The following is a 16578-nucleotide window of genomic DNA, read 5'->3' on the forward strand; positions in this document are numbered from 1 at the left end:
GGAATGCACATGTCGAATTGTAGAAGTGTTGGCAATCGAATTTCATTAATTGATGGCTTTGATTTGAATCTGAAAGAACGAACAGGAACATATGTCATTCATGAAAAGGAATTAACATTGATTGAGACTGGCCCAAGCCTTTCAGTTCCCCATATTCTTGAAGGATTAAAAGAGCTTGACATTTCATCTGCTCAAATCCGTCATATTATTGTTACTCACATTCATTTAGACCATTCTGGCGGTCTTGGCTTATTGCTGAATGACTGCATAAATGCTCGTGTCTATGTTCATCCACGAGGTGCCCGTCATCTCGTTGATCCAAGTCGGTTAATCAAGGGTGCGAAAGCTGTCTATGGTGACATGTTTGAACGTTTGTTCACCCCTATTCTTCCTGTACCAGAAGATAAAATTACAACCGTTGAAGATGGGGATGAATTAGAAATTGGTCCTGCTTGTAAGCTTGAGTTTTTACATACTCCGGGTCATGCTGCTCATCATATTAGCATTTTAGACCCGGTTACAAATGGGATTTTTACAGGAGATACGCTTGGTGTTCGATATGAGCCTCTTTCAAGAGAAGGCATTGAATTTGTGCTGCCTTCAACCTCTCCCAATCAATTTCATCCTGAGCAAATGCTCCAATCGTTAAAACGGATTCGTAAAAAACGTGTCGAGCGAATTTATTTTGGGCACTTTAGCGTATCCACTGATCCTGAGTTTGTCTACTCTCAAATTAATCATTGGCTGCCGATTTTTGTGGAGGAAGGCAAAATGTTTGCAAGCGAAAATAAATCCTATCACGAGCTCGCAGATCACCTTCTTGGGATTATCCAAAGGTATTTACGAGAAAAAGGCATTCCTGACACTCATCCTGTCTATGAGCATATCCGTGTCGATTTATTCCTCTGTTCAATGGGAATTCTTGAATACTTACAGAAACGAACATGAATCCTTACTCAACCGCAGGATGGAAACAAAGAAAAAGTTCTCTACCCCCTGAGAAATCAAGGAATTTTTCATAATTACTTGCGAAAAGGAAGGCAACTTGACTATAATAGAATGAATAAGTTTTAATAAAGCCCCTTTTTATCAATGAATGGGGAGCTATCCGAACAACGATCGGAATTGATACGGACTGCTATAAGCTCCGTTGAATAGAAACGACCAAGAAATAAAGTGAGGGTTTTCATGGATCGAAAAAAAGCACAAACGTTAATCGGAACTGCGGTCACAGTTCATGAAGGAAATCTAGGAAGCTATTTTGGAGAGTTATTAGAGGTACATGCAGAGCCTCGAAAAACATGGGTTGGCACCGTTAAAATTCTTGGCATTGCTACTTTCCCTACCCTCTCCTTGGACGATGAAAAAACGTCCCTTCCCCTTTATAAAGAAGGAGAAATTATTCAATGCTCTGGTTCTAAAATTAAGCCTTCTGAAGCAGAAAATGTGGAAGACATTGAATACAAGCGTTCATTGCTGCAAACTGCACAATTAAAGCTTGCTGAGCTAAATCAGACGATCGAACACAGTCACCGTCACATTGAATCCATCGTTCATTATTTAAAGTCTGTCGGTGCTAGTCCCGATGAATTAAAAGGGACGCTTGATCAATCAGATTACATTTACTATACATGTATGTTTGAGCAGAAACGGCCCATATTAGTCGATGAGCAAGGGGAAGAGCTTGACCTTGAGGGCTGTCCATTTGAATTTGAATGGAAAACAAAACAAGGCTGGGTACCTGTGCACTACCAGGGAGAAGGTGTTTTTGTCTCTAAAGACGGCACGCCATATCGGATCAAAGAAAATAAAAAGATTCGCTTGAAAAAAATTCAGTTGGATCCTTACTACATTTTACGAAATGAATTGGAAAAACCAGCGCTTCAATCACTTGAAAAGAGTTTAGCAGGTCTTGGCATCTCTCATGATCATATGGTTCATTGCCACAATTCCTTACTGATCAAATTACTCCAATCAAATGGAGACGCTCAACAATCATTTTCTGGTGTGAACTTTATTGCCTACCTAAGTACACAAGGTATGATCCTTGTACAGCATCATTACGAGCGAAAATTAGTTGAAAATGGCACAGATGAGATTTATGACCGTTTTGAATTTACATCTGATTCTGGAAAACGCTCGATTATTACCTACACAAACGAATTTTCACGCTAAACGAAAAGCATTGAGCTTCATCGCTCAATGCTTTTTATCGTTTGAAAACCAAGAAAGAAGTTCCATTCCAGTCTCTTCGTCCATATCCTTTAATACAAAGGTTTTTCCGACAATGCTTGATTGAACAGAAATGAAGAAGCTTGTTAGCCGTAAACGCTTCTGAAAGTAGGACGTTCCTGTTTCAGCGTTTTGAATTTTTTTTCTTGGCGCCACGACCATAACTTGATTTAGTTTGCGATAACGGATCCAAAGGAAATCATCATTATAGCCTGATCCGGCATCTCGGTATTGAAAATAACCAAGCAACAGTGCGAAGAATACAAGAATCACGCTATAGCTTCCGTAACTCGTAAATATAAAGAGTAAAACCGTAATCACAATTGGAATGAACACTAAGCGTAAGAACGTTCTAGGTAAGGCCCTTTTAGGGATCGGCTGAACCGTGCGTTGAAAGGAATATTCAGGCAAAGTTTCGCCTATCACTTGCTCTACATCGCGCATGTGAATAAGCGGGATTAAAATCGTTGAGAGCTGCTCATCGTTTGAACCGCCACCTGCGCTTTCCACATAGACGGACGTAAAGCCAAACGGCTGGCGGAGAACGTTACTTACAAAACGAATCGCCGTTACACGCTTGGCATTCAAGGTTAGCTGTCTCTTTTCTAGTAACCCTCGGGAAATGATTAGCTCATCCCCATTTTTCTCTAGCGTAAACCCTCCGTATTTGAGGAGGGTACCAATCATGGAAAGAAGCCATGCAACGATCGCTAAGAAGAACACGAGGCCAACAATAAACCAAGCTCCTGTAGCTAAAAGAAAACCAAACGTTTTTTCATAAATCGCATCAGGGATAAATTGTTCAATTTGGCTATACAGTGCTGCAACAGCAGATAAGGTTAAGCCGATCCCGCTCGAAGTCATCGCCGCAAGCAGTAGATGCCGGCCGTCTAATTTCCAAATTGTCTTTTTCTTCTCTACAGGCTCTGTTTCAGTTGCAGAATCATCCTCGGAATAATTTTCGGTTTCCTTTTCCTTCTCAAGCAATTCTTTTCGTAAGCTTTCAGCCTCTTGCCTAGTAATGGCAATCAGCTGGACTTCTGGTTCATTTCCCCCACCTGCAGTTTCGATTTTAACTTTTACCAGTGAAAACATTCGTTGAAAAATACCAGCCGTTACATCCACTGCTTGAATTCGTTGCTTACGAATGTAGCGTTTCTTTTTGATCAGTAGCCCTTTTTCAACATAGAGCTCCCCAGCAAACAAACAATAACGGAACGTTAGCCAATGAAGAAGTCCACCAAAAAACGTGAGCGTCAGAATTCCAAAAAAGATGTAATTGAAATTGATAAAGCCTGATGAGTTTGAACTTCCGAGAAATAAACTAATCAAAAGGGGAACGATAAGCCCTCTCAATCCGCTTAAAAAAGAGACGACGATGGCCGCTGGATGAAGGCGCTTCAGCTTATTCATCTTCTGCCACCGCCGCAAGTGCCGCAATTCGATCCCTTAATTCATCAGCTACCTCGATGGACAACGAGGGAATTCGATGAACGGACGCAGCAGTTGAGATCGTCACAGCAGCAAGATTGTACTTTCTTAATAATGGACCTTGTTCTGTGTCAACATGCTGCACCCGTGTCATTGGGATCAGCGTACGCTTGACAATAAAAACTCCTCGTTGTAAATCAATTTCCTGCTCAAGAACGTCATAGCGCCAGCGCTTCCGGCGAATGCTTGGAACCAACCCAACAGCGATGACCGTATAGACTAGGTAAACCGCAAGAAGCACCCAAAGAATCCAAAGAGGAAAATCAAAAAAATACCGTAAAACCCCATAGCCAATCGGAGCTAATAGGACTAATAAGCTTTCTAAAAACGCCTGAAGACGCCATGCTGGTAACGCCTTCGGGGAAATTTGTGTCTGTGGAGCTGGACGCACAAAATGACCTCCTAGTCGTTCATCTCATCTTCATCTTTAACATAAATAATCGTGACACCTAGCTCCTGTAGCAGGGCAAGAACACGGTCATTTAACGTTTGGTCATAAAGCAGTCCGATTGATTCCACTAATTCAAGCTCTTCTAAATCACCAGACTCTGCATCTTCAATCAATTCAATAATATCATCCAAACCTTTTTCTTTTAACTGGTCCATTATCGCTTCTTTTTCCATCATATGCCTCCTCCACTCTGTCTTTTCATTATATAAAAACATCCCATCTTAAACAAAACTCGGCTTTTTTCTTGGCTCATGGTGAAAGCCTTCGTTGCATTCATATTTAGCCCTTTAAATTTTTAACGACGTTGATAAACTCCGTTGTTAAAAAATTTACTTCCCTAACGTACGCTTCTAAAAAGTGGCGCCCGCTTCCGTGGCGCCGCATCGTAACCGGTTATTCTGCTTCTCTATTTTTCGTAACACTTTCTGTCATTTGCTTCCATACGGAGCCTTTTGCTTCCTCTCCACCAACAATCCGCTCCAACGCCATCTTCACTTGCATGCTTACTTCAAACTCAGGATCATCTTCTGCTTCACGAAGGGCTTCAATGGCTGATTCATCACCCACTTCGTAAAGAAACATCGCAGCACGCCAGCGAACGAGCTTGTTTGAGTCCTTCAACGCCTCAATCATGGCTGGAATCGCTGCTGGATCACCTAAGTCAGACAAGCAATCACCTGCCGTACGGCGAACAGTGACCGATTTGTCTTTTAATGCTTTGTACAAGTATGGAAGCACGACCGGTTTTTCAATCATTCCTAAGTAGACCGTAGCCAAACGGCGGATCGATGCCTTCTCATCCTCGAGGGCTTTTTCAAGGACCGGTAAATCCTTCTCTTTCGGATCCATTTGCTCTAGTGCGGCATAACGATCCTTCCAATCAGGCTGGGATAGGTCATCTAACGTAACCTCTCTGAATCGATTTTCCGCTAAAGCTTTTTGCTCCTCTTTCGTACCCTTCGCAGCAGCCACGAGGCGATCCAGACGCTCTTGAGGATAGGCAGCTGAGATTTCTTCTGCGACCTCCTTCGCCACGTCTTCCATTTCGCCGTAGCGGACTCCTTGTTCAACCCATTTCCGTTCCAGGACAACATTATCGTCTGGTAGCTGTGCTGCAAAGGCTGCATTGGCGAATCGCTCTGGAAGACCTTCACGCATTTCACGCTCTCCATCTGTTAATTTGATTTGCATGGGTATTTCTTTGAACATTTGCAGGAATACTTGTACTTCCCCAAAGTGTTCAGAAGGTGCTTGCGCACTGCTTTCTGACACTTCAGTCTCCTCACCAAATACGGCGCGTACTTGCGGAAGAATGACTTTCCAATCAACCTTTGCATTTCGTTCAATGGCTAAGAAATCAGCGACATGGTAGACGCCCTTTACTCCTTCAATCTCAAAAAGTGATTGGATGTAGGACGGGGCATCCTCTTTATTTTTTACCGTATAATTATTGCTTTTACCACCCGGCAAGCTTTCATCAAGGGTTAATTTCATTGTATTGGGACTTGGTGTAGGTTCAATTGATAAGATTTTCACAGACATCGTCTCCTTTCAGTTGCTGCGCTCACTCTTTGTCTTGATCTTAACATAGGGCCAGGTTGCAAGCCAGCTAAGACACTCGCTACTGTAGCTTCACGGTGGAGAAGCCTGGTTAAAGAAAACTCTCCTCGCCTTGTTTCTATCTCACGGGTTAGAGCAAGCACTCATGGTTGTTTTGAGACATTAGGATAAATGCTTTGCCAAGCCTTGTATGATCTCCATCAATGTAGCCTTATCGGAAAAACGCTCCATGATTTCAAGGTTTTCATTTAGAATGAACGTCGTTGGCACACTCATGCAGCGGTAAGCATCATACGTTTTCGTTCCTTCATCAATCAATACTGGGAACGTAAAGCCTTTTTCCTTCGCAAATGCAAGTCCGTCAGATGGATGAGCTTCTCTTCCAGTGACATTGATCGTCAAAAAAGCCAATTTATCAGACTGCATTCTTTTAAAAAGCTCTTCCTTTTGTTCGAGATCACGGTTCGAATCTGGACACCATGAAGCCCAAAAAGTAATCATCACTACTTTTCCTTTTTGGTCATGAAGACTCACTTTTTCCTCATTTTGTCCATCCAATAAAGTAAACATTGGTGCTTGCATGAAAAATCTCTCCATTCTCTGTTTCGAGCTCCTAGTTTGAACCAATATTATTACAAAGCAGTGTATGTATGAACCTCAAACAAAAGAAGGATCGGACCCAGCAGTCAGCAATCAATAGCAGTACAGCCTTTTGCTATTGAATGGGCGTATCTAGAGGGTCAAATCCTTATCTTCTAAAACTTATTTATTGCCCACAGTGCTCATTATAAGCAAGAGCTAAGCGACGAATAATCGTCTCCGGATCTGAACCTTCAATGTCTTCACGTGGGATAAAGTGAACAAGTTCATTTCCTTTAAAAAGAGCCATAGATGGAGAAGAAGGTGGATGTGGTGCTAAAAATTCACGCATCTTAGCTGTTGCTTCTTTTTCTTGTCCAGCAAATACTGTTACAAGATGGTCTGGACGACGATCGTGGGCAAGGGAAGCCACAGCTGCAGGACGGGCAAGTCCAGCTGCACATCCGCAGACAGAATTGATTACGACCAGTGTCGTACCTTCAGCATTTTTCATGTAGTTTTCTACATCCTCTACTGTAAGAAGCTCTTGGAATCCATTGTCAGTTAATTCTCTGCGCATCGGTTGCACGACCTGCTTCATGTACTCTTCATAATGCATTGACATGTTTTTAATCTCCTTTCAATGTTGATGTGGAAGAAAAAGCTTTATGAATCGCCTCTACCGTCGTATAAGGCTTGATTCTATGATAAAGGTGTTCTAGAGAACGAAACGCGTAAAGACGTTCCACTTCCACATCCTGGTCAAATAATAGTAAGCACGGGACACTGGTAACCTTTCGCTCCTGAGCAAATTGAGGTTTTTCATTGATGTTCACTTCTTTTATTTCAAAGCGAGGAAAGGTTTGTTCCATCACCCGAAGCATAGACTTTGCAAGCTTACATGTTCCGCATAACGGTGAATAGACAAACACAGCGTAGGTGTGCTTGCTGGTTGTGTCTATTTTTACATTTGCTGCCACAGTCATCCCCTCTCAACGAGCATTTCTTTTACATTGTATCAAACTTTCCATCGTGTGAGCATGTTTTCTGCCTGCTTATACCCCTTTTATACGAACCGAAATGCGTAGATTGCATATACATAATTTATTATATTGTGCAAGCTTGTTACTGTTTCCAGTCCCATCCTTCGGACAAGCTGCCCCTCCACAGCACAAGAGAGACGGCTCTCCGTCTCTCTTGTTCAATGGTTTAAAATCATCCGGTTTTGCAATTGCCTAATCTGCTGTAGTGTTCGACCGATTTGCTCCCGCTGCTCTCGTGTTCCCATCCGTGCCAAAGCATCAAGCTCATGACTCATTTCTTCAAGTGAAAGCTGGGCTTCGTGAAAACCATTTCCCCGCTCAGGTTCATTCCGTTTCGCACCATCTAATCGCTTTTCGGCCTCTTCCATCGTCTTTTCGGCTTTGGCGATCGTCTCGCTAAGCTTTTTTCTTTCCGTCATCTGTACGCACCCTTTCACAAATGGAATCTACAAAGGTACGTTATCCCAAAGAGTCCGCTTTTATTCTTAAGGTAGATGATGAATATAGAAATCTTCCGCAAGGTAGCTGTTCATGAATCCTTGTTTTGCTTCTTCTTCTAATTCTTCTTTTAGACCTGCATAACGGGAGCTAATATGAGTTAGGATGAGTGCATGGACGCCTGCTCGCTGCGCCAGCTCCGTTGCATCCTTAATGGTCGAATGTCCAAATTGATGTGCATGCTCGCGGCGATCCTCCCGAAACGTTGCTTCATGGATCAAAACATCAACCCCTTTTGCAAAGGTAACGAGCTTTTCGACAGGACGCGTATCCCCTGCATAGACAAAAGAACGGCCTTTTTTTGGGGGGCCGATAAAATCATGCCCGTTCATGATGTCACCGTTTTCAAGCTCGACCTTCTCCCCTTTTTTCAGCCGACTATAAAGGGGACCTGGCATAATGCCACGCTTCATTAGCGCCTCCACGTTTAGCGTTCCTGGTCGATCGCGCTCCGCTACTCGAAAGGCGAAGCTTGGCATTACATGGTCCAGCTCTTCCACATCGACACGATGCGTATCCGTTTCAAAATAAAAGCCTGCTTCAATTTCAATGATTTCTATAGGATATCTGATGTGCGTATTGGAAACCTCGAGAGCAGCCTGTATAAAAGCCTTCAGTCCTTTTGGTCCATAAATGGTAAGGGGGGATTCTCCACCTTGGAACGATCGGCTCCCTAATACACCTGGTAGCCCATAAATATGATCCCCATGCAAATGGCTAATAAAAATCCGTTCAATCTTCACTAAACTAATCGACGAGCGTAAAATTTGCTGCTGCGTTGCTTCCCCGCAATCAAACAACCATTGTTGCCCGTTTTGTAAAAAGCGCACGGCACACGCACTAACATTTCGTTCAATGGAAGGAATGCCAGCACCTGTTCCTAAAAAATGAAATTCCATATGACCACCTACATCTTTTAATCATTCCGTTAACAGCTGGCGCTTGATTCAGTTGTTCAGACGTAATCTTAAAGAAACGGTTACCTATGTCTCAACATTTACTAGGTGACCAGGAGTTCTTTTATCATTATTGCTCAGCTAGCAAGTCCGCAAACGCTTTAACATATGGCGGCAAATCTGGCGGACGACGACTTGAGACAATATGTCCATCAACAACCACAGCTTCATCCAACCATATGGCCCCTGCATTTTCCATATCATCTCGGATGCCAGGTGTGCTTGTGACACGCTTACCAGATAAAATTTTTGCAGAAATTAATACCCAACCAGCATGACAGATTTGACCAATTGCTTTCTTGTTTTCATTCATATGCTTTACAATCCTTAATACGTCTTCATATCGCCGTAGCTTGTCAGGTGCCCAGCCACCAGGAACAAGTAGCGCATCATAATTCGCCGGATCAACGTCTGAAAAAGCATATTCGGAAGTAGCAGGCACACCGTATTTTCCTATATATTCTTCCTGTCCTTTGGCACCAACTAAATCAACGGTAGCTCCTTCCTCTTGAAGACGAAGGATTGGATACCATAGCTCCAAATCTTCAAATTCATGATCTATCAATGCGATGACTCGCTTTTCTTTTAGACGCATGTACAGCCCCTCCCAATCATTTCTCTTTGTCAAGTATAGCATGAATAGAAAAAGCAGGAAACGCCCCTTCCTCCCTCCAACTACATGCAGAGGTGGCTCTCCCAGGATAAACCCAGTCACCACCATTTGCTCAAAACACTTCAATCCTGAACGATCGCTCAATCATTAGACGTCCTTGCTTGGACACTCGAGATTTCGAACTCTTCCTCCACTGTTTTCTCTTGAATCGGTGATTTTTTATAGCGACCAATGATTAAGCTTGCCATCAAAATGACAAGAATGGATAGAAGGGCATGACTCCAGCAATGATACTTTTTTATCCATCCACTTGATTTTTCATTAACAAAGAAGCATTCAAAAAGACGCTCCTTCACTGTTAGGGGCGTCTATTTCTGATCTCGCTTAGGCGATTAAGCGATCAATTAATTCAATCAGCTTCACAATTTCAGGCTTACTGACCTGACCGTCAGCGCCAACTTCTTGGCCTTTATAAAATAAATCCTTTGTGATCAAAGAAGAAAAAATAATGACTGGCAAGCTCTTCAATTCCTTATCACTTTTAATTCGTTTCGTTAAATGATGGCCGTCCATTTTCGGCATTTCTAAATCCGTAATAAGTAGATCGACTTCCTGCTCTAATTGGTTCTCGTTCTTTAAATACTCCAAATATTCAAGGGCAGCTTGACCGTCATCAAAAAACGTAATTTGGTCATAGCCTGCTTCAGAAAGAGTATCGAACAAGAGCTTCCGTAGTATTGCAGAATCTTCTGCGATGATCAGCCGCTTGTTTTGCCGTTCCCGCATACCTAGCTGCTTTACTTGCTGCACATGGATGCCCTTTTCAGGACTAATGTCGAGAACAACCTTCTCAAAATCGAGTAAAAGAACCATTTGTCCGTCCATTTTCACGACGCCTGTTGTCATTCCTTCAAGTCCCTGGGACAAATCCGTCGGTTTTTCAATTTGCTCCCATGAGATTCGATGAATTCTTGAGACATGCTGAACACGGAAAGCCACTTTCATTTGGTTCAGCTCTGATACAATCAGCTTGTCCCCATTCGGATTAGCTGATGGCGCAAAGCCTAACGTCTTGCTCAGATTCACTACGGTGAGAATTTCATCGCGCAAACGTATAATCCCCTCAACATGGGGATGGCTATTCGGCATCAAAGTGACAGGTAAGGGCTGAATAATCTCACGGACCTTCATTACATTTATGCCAAACGTTCCGTCTCCAATATTAAAAACGATGACCTCTAGTTCATTTGTGCCAGATTCAAGTAATATCGATTGATCGTTGCTGGTCATATCTCGCTTCCTCCTTCTCTTGGCATGCGACTTACGTCTAGAATAGCATGAGTTGACAAGGAAGACTATCGTTTTTTTCCAATTTAGCATGGACTAACATTCTCTTTTCAATGGATTGCAAGCCCATTATACAAGCCTTTATTCCACATGCCCGCTCTCAGGAACGAAAAACCCCTCTGTAAAAGCTTGTTCGCTTTGCAGAGGGGTTTTTCGTTTTAAATTAATAAATTAAACAGCGTCGCATTTTTATTAATTTCGTCATAATCAAATCCTTTTTTATTTAAACGATCAATAAGCTGAGCGTAATCCTCATCACATTTTAACTCAATTCCAATCAAAACAGGACCATCTGGTTTATTGTTTTTCTTCGTATATTCGAAACGAGTAATGTCATCATCTGGACCAAGAACCTCTGTAATGAACTCACGCAATGCCCCAGCACGTTGAGGGAATTGGATGATAAAGTAATGCTGTAGCCCTTCATAAATCAGTGAACGCTCTCTCATTTCCTGCATCCGCCCAATATCATTATTTCCACCACTTACGACACATACAACCGTCTTGCCTTTAATCTCGTCTTTGTAAAAATCAAGAGCTGAGATTGGCATGGCACCTGCTGGCTCTGCAACAATAGCATTTTGATTGTATAGCTCCAAAATCGTTGTACAGATTTTTCCTTCAGGCACAAGAACGATATCATCAAGGATGGTTTGACAAATCTCAAATGGTAGCTCCCCTACCTTTTTTACAGCAGCCCCGTCGACGAATTTATCGACTTTCTCTAATTCAATCACTTCCCCTTGCTTTAGCGACTCTTTCATCGAAGGGGCACCTGCAGGCTCACAGCCAATCACTTTCGTCCGTGGACTGATGCTTTTAATATACGTACCTACTCCACTGATTAACCCCCCACCACCGATGGAGCAGAACAAATAATCAATGTTATCATCGATGTCATTCATGATTTCCATACCGACCGTACCTTGACCGGCAATAATTTTTTCTTGATCAAATGGATGAATAAACGCCATTTGATGTTCATTGCAATAATTTAAGGCTTCCTTAAAGGAATCATCAAAGGTATCCCCAGTTAAGATAACCTCCACGTACTCTTTTCCAAAAAATTTCACTTGATCGACTTTTTGCCGCGGCGTCGTTGACGGCATGAAAATTTTCCCAGGTATTTTCAAGGTGTGACATGAATACGCGACACCTTGTGCGTGGTTTCCTGCACTTGCACAAACAACTCCATTGTTCAGTTCTTCCTGCGGTAAGCTCGAGATTTGGTGAAATGCACCGCGAATTTTAAATGAACGAACCACCTGCAAATCTTCCCGCTTCAAATAAACATTACAGTCGTATCGTTCAGAGAGAACTTGGTTTTTTTGCAGCGGTGTATGAACAACAACATCTTTTAACGTTTGATTAGCAATGATAATATCTTCAATCTGAATCTTTCCCATTTTGGCTGTCCTTTCGTCTCCCAGTCCAAGCTGATCTGATTTATGATGTACTTTGATTTGAAAATCCATTAATTACAACACTCATCTTAACATAACCCTCGTCTTTTGCGAACCCTGAAACTCCTTTCAAAACGCTTTTATCATCAAGATCACTAATTATTGCTCGAAAATTCCAATATTTTTTTATGTATGTCGCAATGCCCAGCATGTTTAGAAGCTCCTTATGCCAGGAATACTTCTTAAAAGGCTTTCTTATATGATAAAGTGTTTTCACAAGCTTGTAACGGAATCATATTGATTATTTGTCCATGGAAAATTATAATAAAATTGTTGCAATCTTTTGTTATGCTGCATCAGTTTGGATGATACGCTTGAACAGATAGATGAGGAGGGTCGACATATGGCAAAGAAATTTTCAATCACGACAGCATTTTTATTTACGTTTTTCCTTCTTCCACTCCAAGTAGCTTTAGCTGCTGGTAATGGAGAAGCTGAAGAAGCCGCACACGCTGAACCTTCAGGATTTTTAATCTCGGCTTTAGCTATCATGTCTTTTGCGACATTAATTGTCATGATCTATTACATGTTCCGTGACAACGGATAAGCACGACGAATACATAAGGAGGTTTTTTCAATCTCCTTCGGCTGCTTGAGAGAATCTTCTCAGCAGTTTTTTTTATTTCAGAAAAACCACTCGAATAAAAGTCGGTTTGTCATTGTTTTATGATTAAAAGTTCCTCACATCTTACACTAACCTTTTTTGAACATTAAATCAAAGACAGGATAGTACCCATTTTCATTCTCACAATTTTTTATCATAGACAAAAATGGCCGGAGCATCAGCCCGCGACCGTATCAAAATCTATTTATTTTACGTCTGTTTCTATCTCCCGATCATCATGGGTAATCCAATCACTCCAACTACCAACATAAAGACGGACGTTTTGGTAGCCTAGCTCTACTAGCGTAAGAACGTTTGGACAGGCGCTCACACCTGACCCACAATACACGATAATTTCATCTTCTTTGTTAAGAGAAGAAAAACGTTCTCGTTGCTCCGCTAGAGGCTTCCGTTCTCCCTTTGCTGTTACATTGTCCTTCCAAAAATGATGAATGGCACCAGGAATACGTCCAGCGATAGGATCAATGGGTTCCGATTTTCCTTGGTACCGTTCAAGCTCTCTTGAATCAATCAAGGTTATATTCGGGCGCTTCCGCTTTTCTTTCAGTTCTTCATACTCAATTTGCATGTCCTCTTTGATCAATGGTTGAAAAGCTTTTTCTTGAAAAATTGGAACGTCTGTATCCACTGGATATCCGGCTTCTAGCCATTGATCGTACGTCTCATTTAACACATACACTTGTTCATGGCCGAGATAGCGTAAAAGCCACCAAAACCTTGATGCAAATGGACCGCCTTGATTGTCATAAGCAACAACCGTCGTTGACCTATCGATCCCTGCACTTGAAAGCTTCCTTGCCAATTCATCTATGTCTGGTAACGGATGTCTGCCTCCATGGGCTTGCGGCTTTCCAGATAAATCCTGGTCTAAGTCGAAAAACACCGCACCAGGAATATGACCTTTGATGTATGCCTGTAAGCCAACCTCTGGCTGTCCAAGGGAAAACCGACAATCAACGACTCGCACATTTTCGTCTTGAAGGTGCTCCTTTAACCAGCTTAAAGAAACCGTCTGTTCCATTCTCTCCACCCCACCTTTTTGTTCTTCTCTTCTATTTTTGATCAGGTGAGAGTTTTTGACAATCGTTCTTTAATTGGTTCAAAATATAATCAATCGACTTAATCATCTCTAGAAAGCGTTTCTTCCCGGTTTTCGGGTAAAACGCTTGAACCGAAACAATTTCAAGGTTCTCATATGTGTTTTCTACTTGTAGTGGATAAAGATAATTCGGCTTGTAGGCTCGGATAAAGGCAAGCGTCAACGGCTTCCATTCGTCTGCACGTACCTTTACCGCGTCGGCGAAGGGCTTCACCTTGCCAAAAAAGTCAGGCTCATACCCTTCCTCTTCTCTTACTGTATGAAGATAGTAATCATGAGCTTCACGATTATAGCGTAAAAGCTCCTCCGTTAGCTGTAACAATCTCTTCTGCTCCATTTGGTTCATGGCTGCCATGACACCTCCGCTATCATCTTAGCAGAGTTTTCACCGAAATTAAAAGGAGAATAAGCGAATCAAGGATAACCGTTTTTTCTTCGTTTCTCCTCCAGCTGCAAGAGGCAATGCTTCCACCGTTGGTTCCTTCTCTTCCACCTTGTCCTCAAGCTTTGTTAATCGCTGTTCAATTTTGTGTAACAGCTTCATCATATCATCGATTTCAGTACGATGCTTTAAAATTTGGTAGCTTACAACTTCATCAGCCTTTTGTGAAAGCCGTTGTTCAAGCTCATTGATGCGCTGTAGACATTGCTCTAATTGCTTTTCCACTGCGTTCACCTGAACCATCTTTTTCGGCTCCACATGTTCCTTCAACACCTCCTGATATGGATCAAGATTCACTTCCTTCATTCGTTTTCCTGCTTGGAGTTGTTCATGGATGGAGCAGAGAACCTTCAAATGAGTATCGTCAAACAGGTAATGGCCATGTTCATTCGTTTCACAAGCAAGTCCAAAATATTTAACCCATCTTTGCACCGTCGTAGGGTTCACACCGATCCGTTCTGATACTTCCTTTGTTTTTAAAAGCTCTTCCATACAAACCCCTCCCAAGACTTATTTGCTGTATCATTTCGCACTGAAACGGCTTGTCCCCTTCCTCCTTGACAAAACTAGAATGAATTCGGCAAAGAAAGTGTCAAAGGATCAAATTTATCATACAGGGTGCGAATTTTCGTTCAAGCTGATCAAATTCCCATTATTTTGTCATGAGTAGAGCGAGTTCTCAGGTTTATACTAATACAAATCCTAGAAAGGAGGGTTTCTCAATGAAATCTGAAACAAATGAACGAAGACAGCGAAAAAAAGCTCCTACTAGCCAACAATCAAAAAAGGCAACAGGCTATGGAGATAAAAAATTGACAGGTCCAAGCCGCCCTGCCGAGTAGTAACGATGTGTAAAACAACCCTCACCATTAACCAATATGGCCGAGGCTGGGACATAACGAACGTGTATGATTGAAAATGCGAACACTGCACAACCTTAGCGGAGGAAATATACGTAGACTCCTGCGGGATCAAAGGCTCACCAGCCGCCCGCGGAAGCGAAGTATATTTCCGAAGCGAATGCTATGCAGCCACTATTGCGTTCGATGTCTCATCAATAATTATTCTTTATGTAAGCTTCTTTTTTATTTGATACAGGAGAAAAAGCTCAAGCTGCTTTTTTTGCACCCAGCTTGTTCGTTCTTGTGGATGCACCCCTTTTTCCACTGCAAAATAAGCTTCAACCTGTTTATTTTCCTCGTACCAATCCTTTTTTTCCTCCAACCTGTGATTCACAATCGGATAGATAATACGCAAAAAAGGACTTGTATTTGTTGTTTCCCACTGCAAATACCTACCATAGTCTCTTCTTGAACCGGTATGCTCTGTCGACGTTGCAAACGTATAAAAATGTTGAAAATAGTCTGGATGGAATAATAATTGCTGAAGCTGCTTCCCGAGCCAAATTCTTGCATCTATCCTGCGAAAATCACGTACATATAAACCGTAAAGCTTTCCTTCTAAGACAGGAAACAATACAGCCCCAAAATGTCCCTGCTCTTCGAGAAAAAAAGGAAAACTACGAAATACACGTTCACGAAAGCTGGGATGGTCGATCACACTCGATTGGATGACATGCTGCTCATTAATAATGAGCGCGGTGCATAAACGCTGTTCATCTCGTTTTTCCCAGAAAAGCTCCCATTCCTTTTTCATAAAGCGGGAGACATTAAAATGCTTTAATAAATCGAACAATGGCTGCTTCTTTCGCTTTGACCATTCGTAGAGTAGAAGCTGTGGGTATGCATCTTTAAAAATTAACCAGTTGGCCCGTTCATAGGCACAAAATAACAAAGCCCGTTGCTCTTGGTTCACTAATTGTTGAAACCATTTGCTCTGAAGATCCGTCATATGATAGCCGGCATTTCTTGAGACCAAGCTTGCGAGCAGCGCCCAGCGAATTTCTGGATGACGTTGATAAAAACGTTGATAGGCCATCGTCCTAGCGATGTTATCAAGATTATAATGGGTTATTTTTGTTTGAAGATGTGCCAACATGCTTGCTTGTTGTTTTGAAATCGAGAATGGCTTCGTGTTCACTTTGAACCTCCAAACTTTTCAGGCTTTCGATGGTCACTCATGATCGCCTTAGGCAAGAAAGAGAGTCACAAACTTGATACAAACTATATAACAAGGGTCGAGCTTTTATGGTAAGATTAAATGATGGATTTTAACCAAT

20 protein-coding genes are annotated in these 16578 nt (G+C 42.1%); 3 read left to right on the plus strand and 17 right to left on the minus strand.

Annotated features, from left to right (window positions below; translation table 11 throughout):
* The first annotated feature begins 3 nt into the window (after positions 1 to 3).
* Positions 4 to 948, plus strand: coding sequence for an MBL fold metallo-hydrolase (locus BLT_RS0111590; protein ID WP_026105089.1), 945 nt, complete (start codon positions 4 to 6; stop codon positions 946 to 948).
* Positions 949 to 1188: 240 nt separating this feature from the next.
* Positions 1189 to 2175: a DUF2777 family protein gene (locus BLT_RS0111595; protein ID WP_017727961.1), complete on the plus strand. Its 987-nt coding sequence runs from the start codon at positions 1189 to 1191 to the stop codon at positions 2173 to 2175.
* 24 nt (positions 2176 to 2199) lie between these two features.
* On the opposite strand, the gene BLT_RS0111600 is transcribed toward BLT_RS0111595, so the two are convergent.
* From BLT_RS0111600 to ilvA, 13 genes are all read right to left on the minus strand, one after another.
* On the minus strand, positions 2200 to 3645 hold the full coding sequence (locus BLT_RS0111600) for a PH domain-containing protein (RefSeq protein ID WP_017727962.1): 1446 nt from the start codon (positions 3643 to 3645) through the stop codon (positions 2200 to 2202).
* Positions 3638 to 4114: a PH domain-containing protein gene (locus BLT_RS0111605; protein WP_017727963.1), complete on the minus strand. Its 477-nt coding sequence runs from the start codon at positions 4112 to 4114 to the stop codon at positions 3638 to 3640. Before BLT_RS0111605 ends, BLT_RS0111600 begins: the two co-directional genes overlap by 8 nt.
* An 11-nt stretch (positions 4115 to 4125) precedes the next feature.
* The gene (locus BLT_RS0111610; RefSeq protein WP_017727964.1) at positions 4126 to 4347 is read right to left on the minus strand and encodes a hypothetical protein; all 222 of its coding nucleotides are present in this window, start codon (positions 4345 to 4347) and stop codon (positions 4126 to 4128) included.
* Between the two features lie 220 nt (positions 4348 to 4567).
* Entirely contained in the window at positions 4568 to 5710 is a 1143-nt protein-coding gene (locus tag BLT_RS0111615; protein ID WP_017727965.1) for a conserved virulence factor C family protein, read from the minus strand.
* 186 nt (positions 5711 to 5896) lie between these two features.
* Positions 5897 to 6316 carry a TlpA disulfide reductase family protein gene (locus BLT_RS0111620; protein ID WP_017727966.1) on the minus strand — a complete coding sequence of 140 codons (420 nt, stop codon included), beginning with the start codon at positions 6314 to 6316 and terminating at the stop codon, positions 5897 to 5899.
* A 184-nt stretch (positions 6317 to 6500) separates the two neighbouring features.
* Complete coding sequence (locus tag BLT_RS0111625) at positions 6501 to 6938, minus strand: BrxA/BrxB family bacilliredoxin (protein ID WP_017727967.1); 438 nt, start codon at positions 6936 to 6938, stop codon at positions 6501 to 6503.
* A gap of 4 nt (positions 6939 to 6942) precedes the next feature.
* On the minus strand, positions 6943 to 7293 hold the full coding sequence (locus tag BLT_RS0111630) for a thioredoxin family protein (RefSeq protein ID WP_017727968.1): 351 nt from the start codon (positions 7291 to 7293) through the stop codon (positions 6943 to 6945).
* Positions 7294 to 7514: 221 nt separating this feature from the next.
* Entirely contained in the window at positions 7515 to 7775 is a 261-nt protein-coding gene (locus BLT_RS21830) for a DUF2524 family protein (protein ID WP_017727969.1), read from the minus strand.
* Positions 7776 to 7841: 66 nt separating this feature from the next.
* On the minus strand, positions 7842 to 8753 hold the full coding sequence (gene rnz, locus BLT_RS0111640; protein WP_017727970.1) for a ribonuclease Z: 912 nt from the start codon (positions 8751 to 8753) through the stop codon (positions 7842 to 7844).
* Between the two features lie 127 nt (positions 8754 to 8880).
* Positions 8881 to 9405, minus strand: coding sequence for a type 1 glutamine amidotransferase domain-containing protein (locus BLT_RS0111645; RefSeq protein WP_017727971.1), 525 nt, complete (start codon positions 9403 to 9405; stop codon positions 8881 to 8883).
* Positions 9406 to 9563: 158 nt separating this feature from the next.
* A complete protein-coding gene (locus tag BLT_RS0111650) occupies positions 9564 to 9779 on the minus strand; it encodes a hypothetical protein (RefSeq protein WP_017727972.1) in 216 nt (71 codons plus the stop codon).
* Between the two features lie 28 nt (positions 9780 to 9807).
* Positions 9808 to 10713: a chemotaxis protein gene (locus BLT_RS0111655; RefSeq protein ID WP_017727973.1), complete on the minus strand. Its 906-nt coding sequence runs from the start codon at positions 10711 to 10713 to the stop codon at positions 9808 to 9810.
* A 215-nt stretch (positions 10714 to 10928) separates the two neighbouring features.
* Positions 10929 to 12176 (minus strand): threonine ammonia-lyase IlvA, encoded by a 1248-nt coding sequence (ilvA, locus tag BLT_RS0111660; RefSeq protein ID WP_026105090.1) that lies wholly within the window; start codon positions 12174 to 12176, stop codon positions 10929 to 10931.
* A 400-nt stretch (positions 12177 to 12576) separates the two neighbouring features.
* Here ilvA and BLT_RS0111670 point away from each other — a divergent pair, with 400 nt between their 5' ends.
* A complete protein-coding gene (locus tag BLT_RS0111670) occupies positions 12577 to 12780 on the plus strand; it encodes a hypothetical protein (RefSeq protein ID WP_017727976.1) in 204 nt (67 codons plus the stop codon).
* A 262-nt stretch (positions 12781 to 13042) separates the two neighbouring features.
* Here BLT_RS0111670 and BLT_RS0111675 read toward each other — a convergent pair whose 3' ends face one another.
* The 4 genes from BLT_RS0111675 to BLT_RS0111695 all read right to left on the minus strand — a co-directional run bounded on the left by BLT_RS0111675 (position 13043) and on the right by BLT_RS0111695 (position 16439).
* Complete coding sequence (locus BLT_RS0111675) at positions 13043 to 13879, minus strand: sulfurtransferase (RefSeq protein WP_017727977.1); 837 nt, start codon at positions 13877 to 13879, stop codon at positions 13043 to 13045.
* A 31-nt stretch (positions 13880 to 13910) separates the two neighbouring features.
* Positions 13911 to 14312 carry a YppE family protein gene (locus BLT_RS0111680; protein ID WP_017727978.1) on the minus strand — a complete coding sequence of 134 codons (402 nt, stop codon included), beginning with the start codon at positions 14310 to 14312 and terminating at the stop codon, positions 13911 to 13913.
* A 39-nt stretch (positions 14313 to 14351) separates the two neighbouring features.
* A complete protein-coding gene (gene racA, locus BLT_RS0111685; RefSeq protein ID WP_017727979.1) occupies positions 14352 to 14891 on the minus strand; it encodes a chromosome-anchoring protein RacA in 540 nt (179 codons plus the stop codon).
* Positions 14892 to 15467: 576 nt separating this feature from the next.
* Positions 15468 to 16439 (minus strand): DUF2515 domain-containing protein, encoded by a 972-nt coding sequence (locus tag BLT_RS0111695; RefSeq protein WP_017727981.1) that lies wholly within the window; start codon positions 16437 to 16439, stop codon positions 15468 to 15470.
* Between the last annotated feature and the right edge of the window lie 139 nt (positions 16440 to 16578).

It is taken from the genome of Halalkalibacterium ligniniphilum (assembly GCF_000334155.1).
GTDB classification, from domain to species: Bacteria; Bacillota; Bacilli; order Bacillales; family Bacillaceae_D; genus Halalkalibacterium; species Halalkalibacterium ligniniphilum.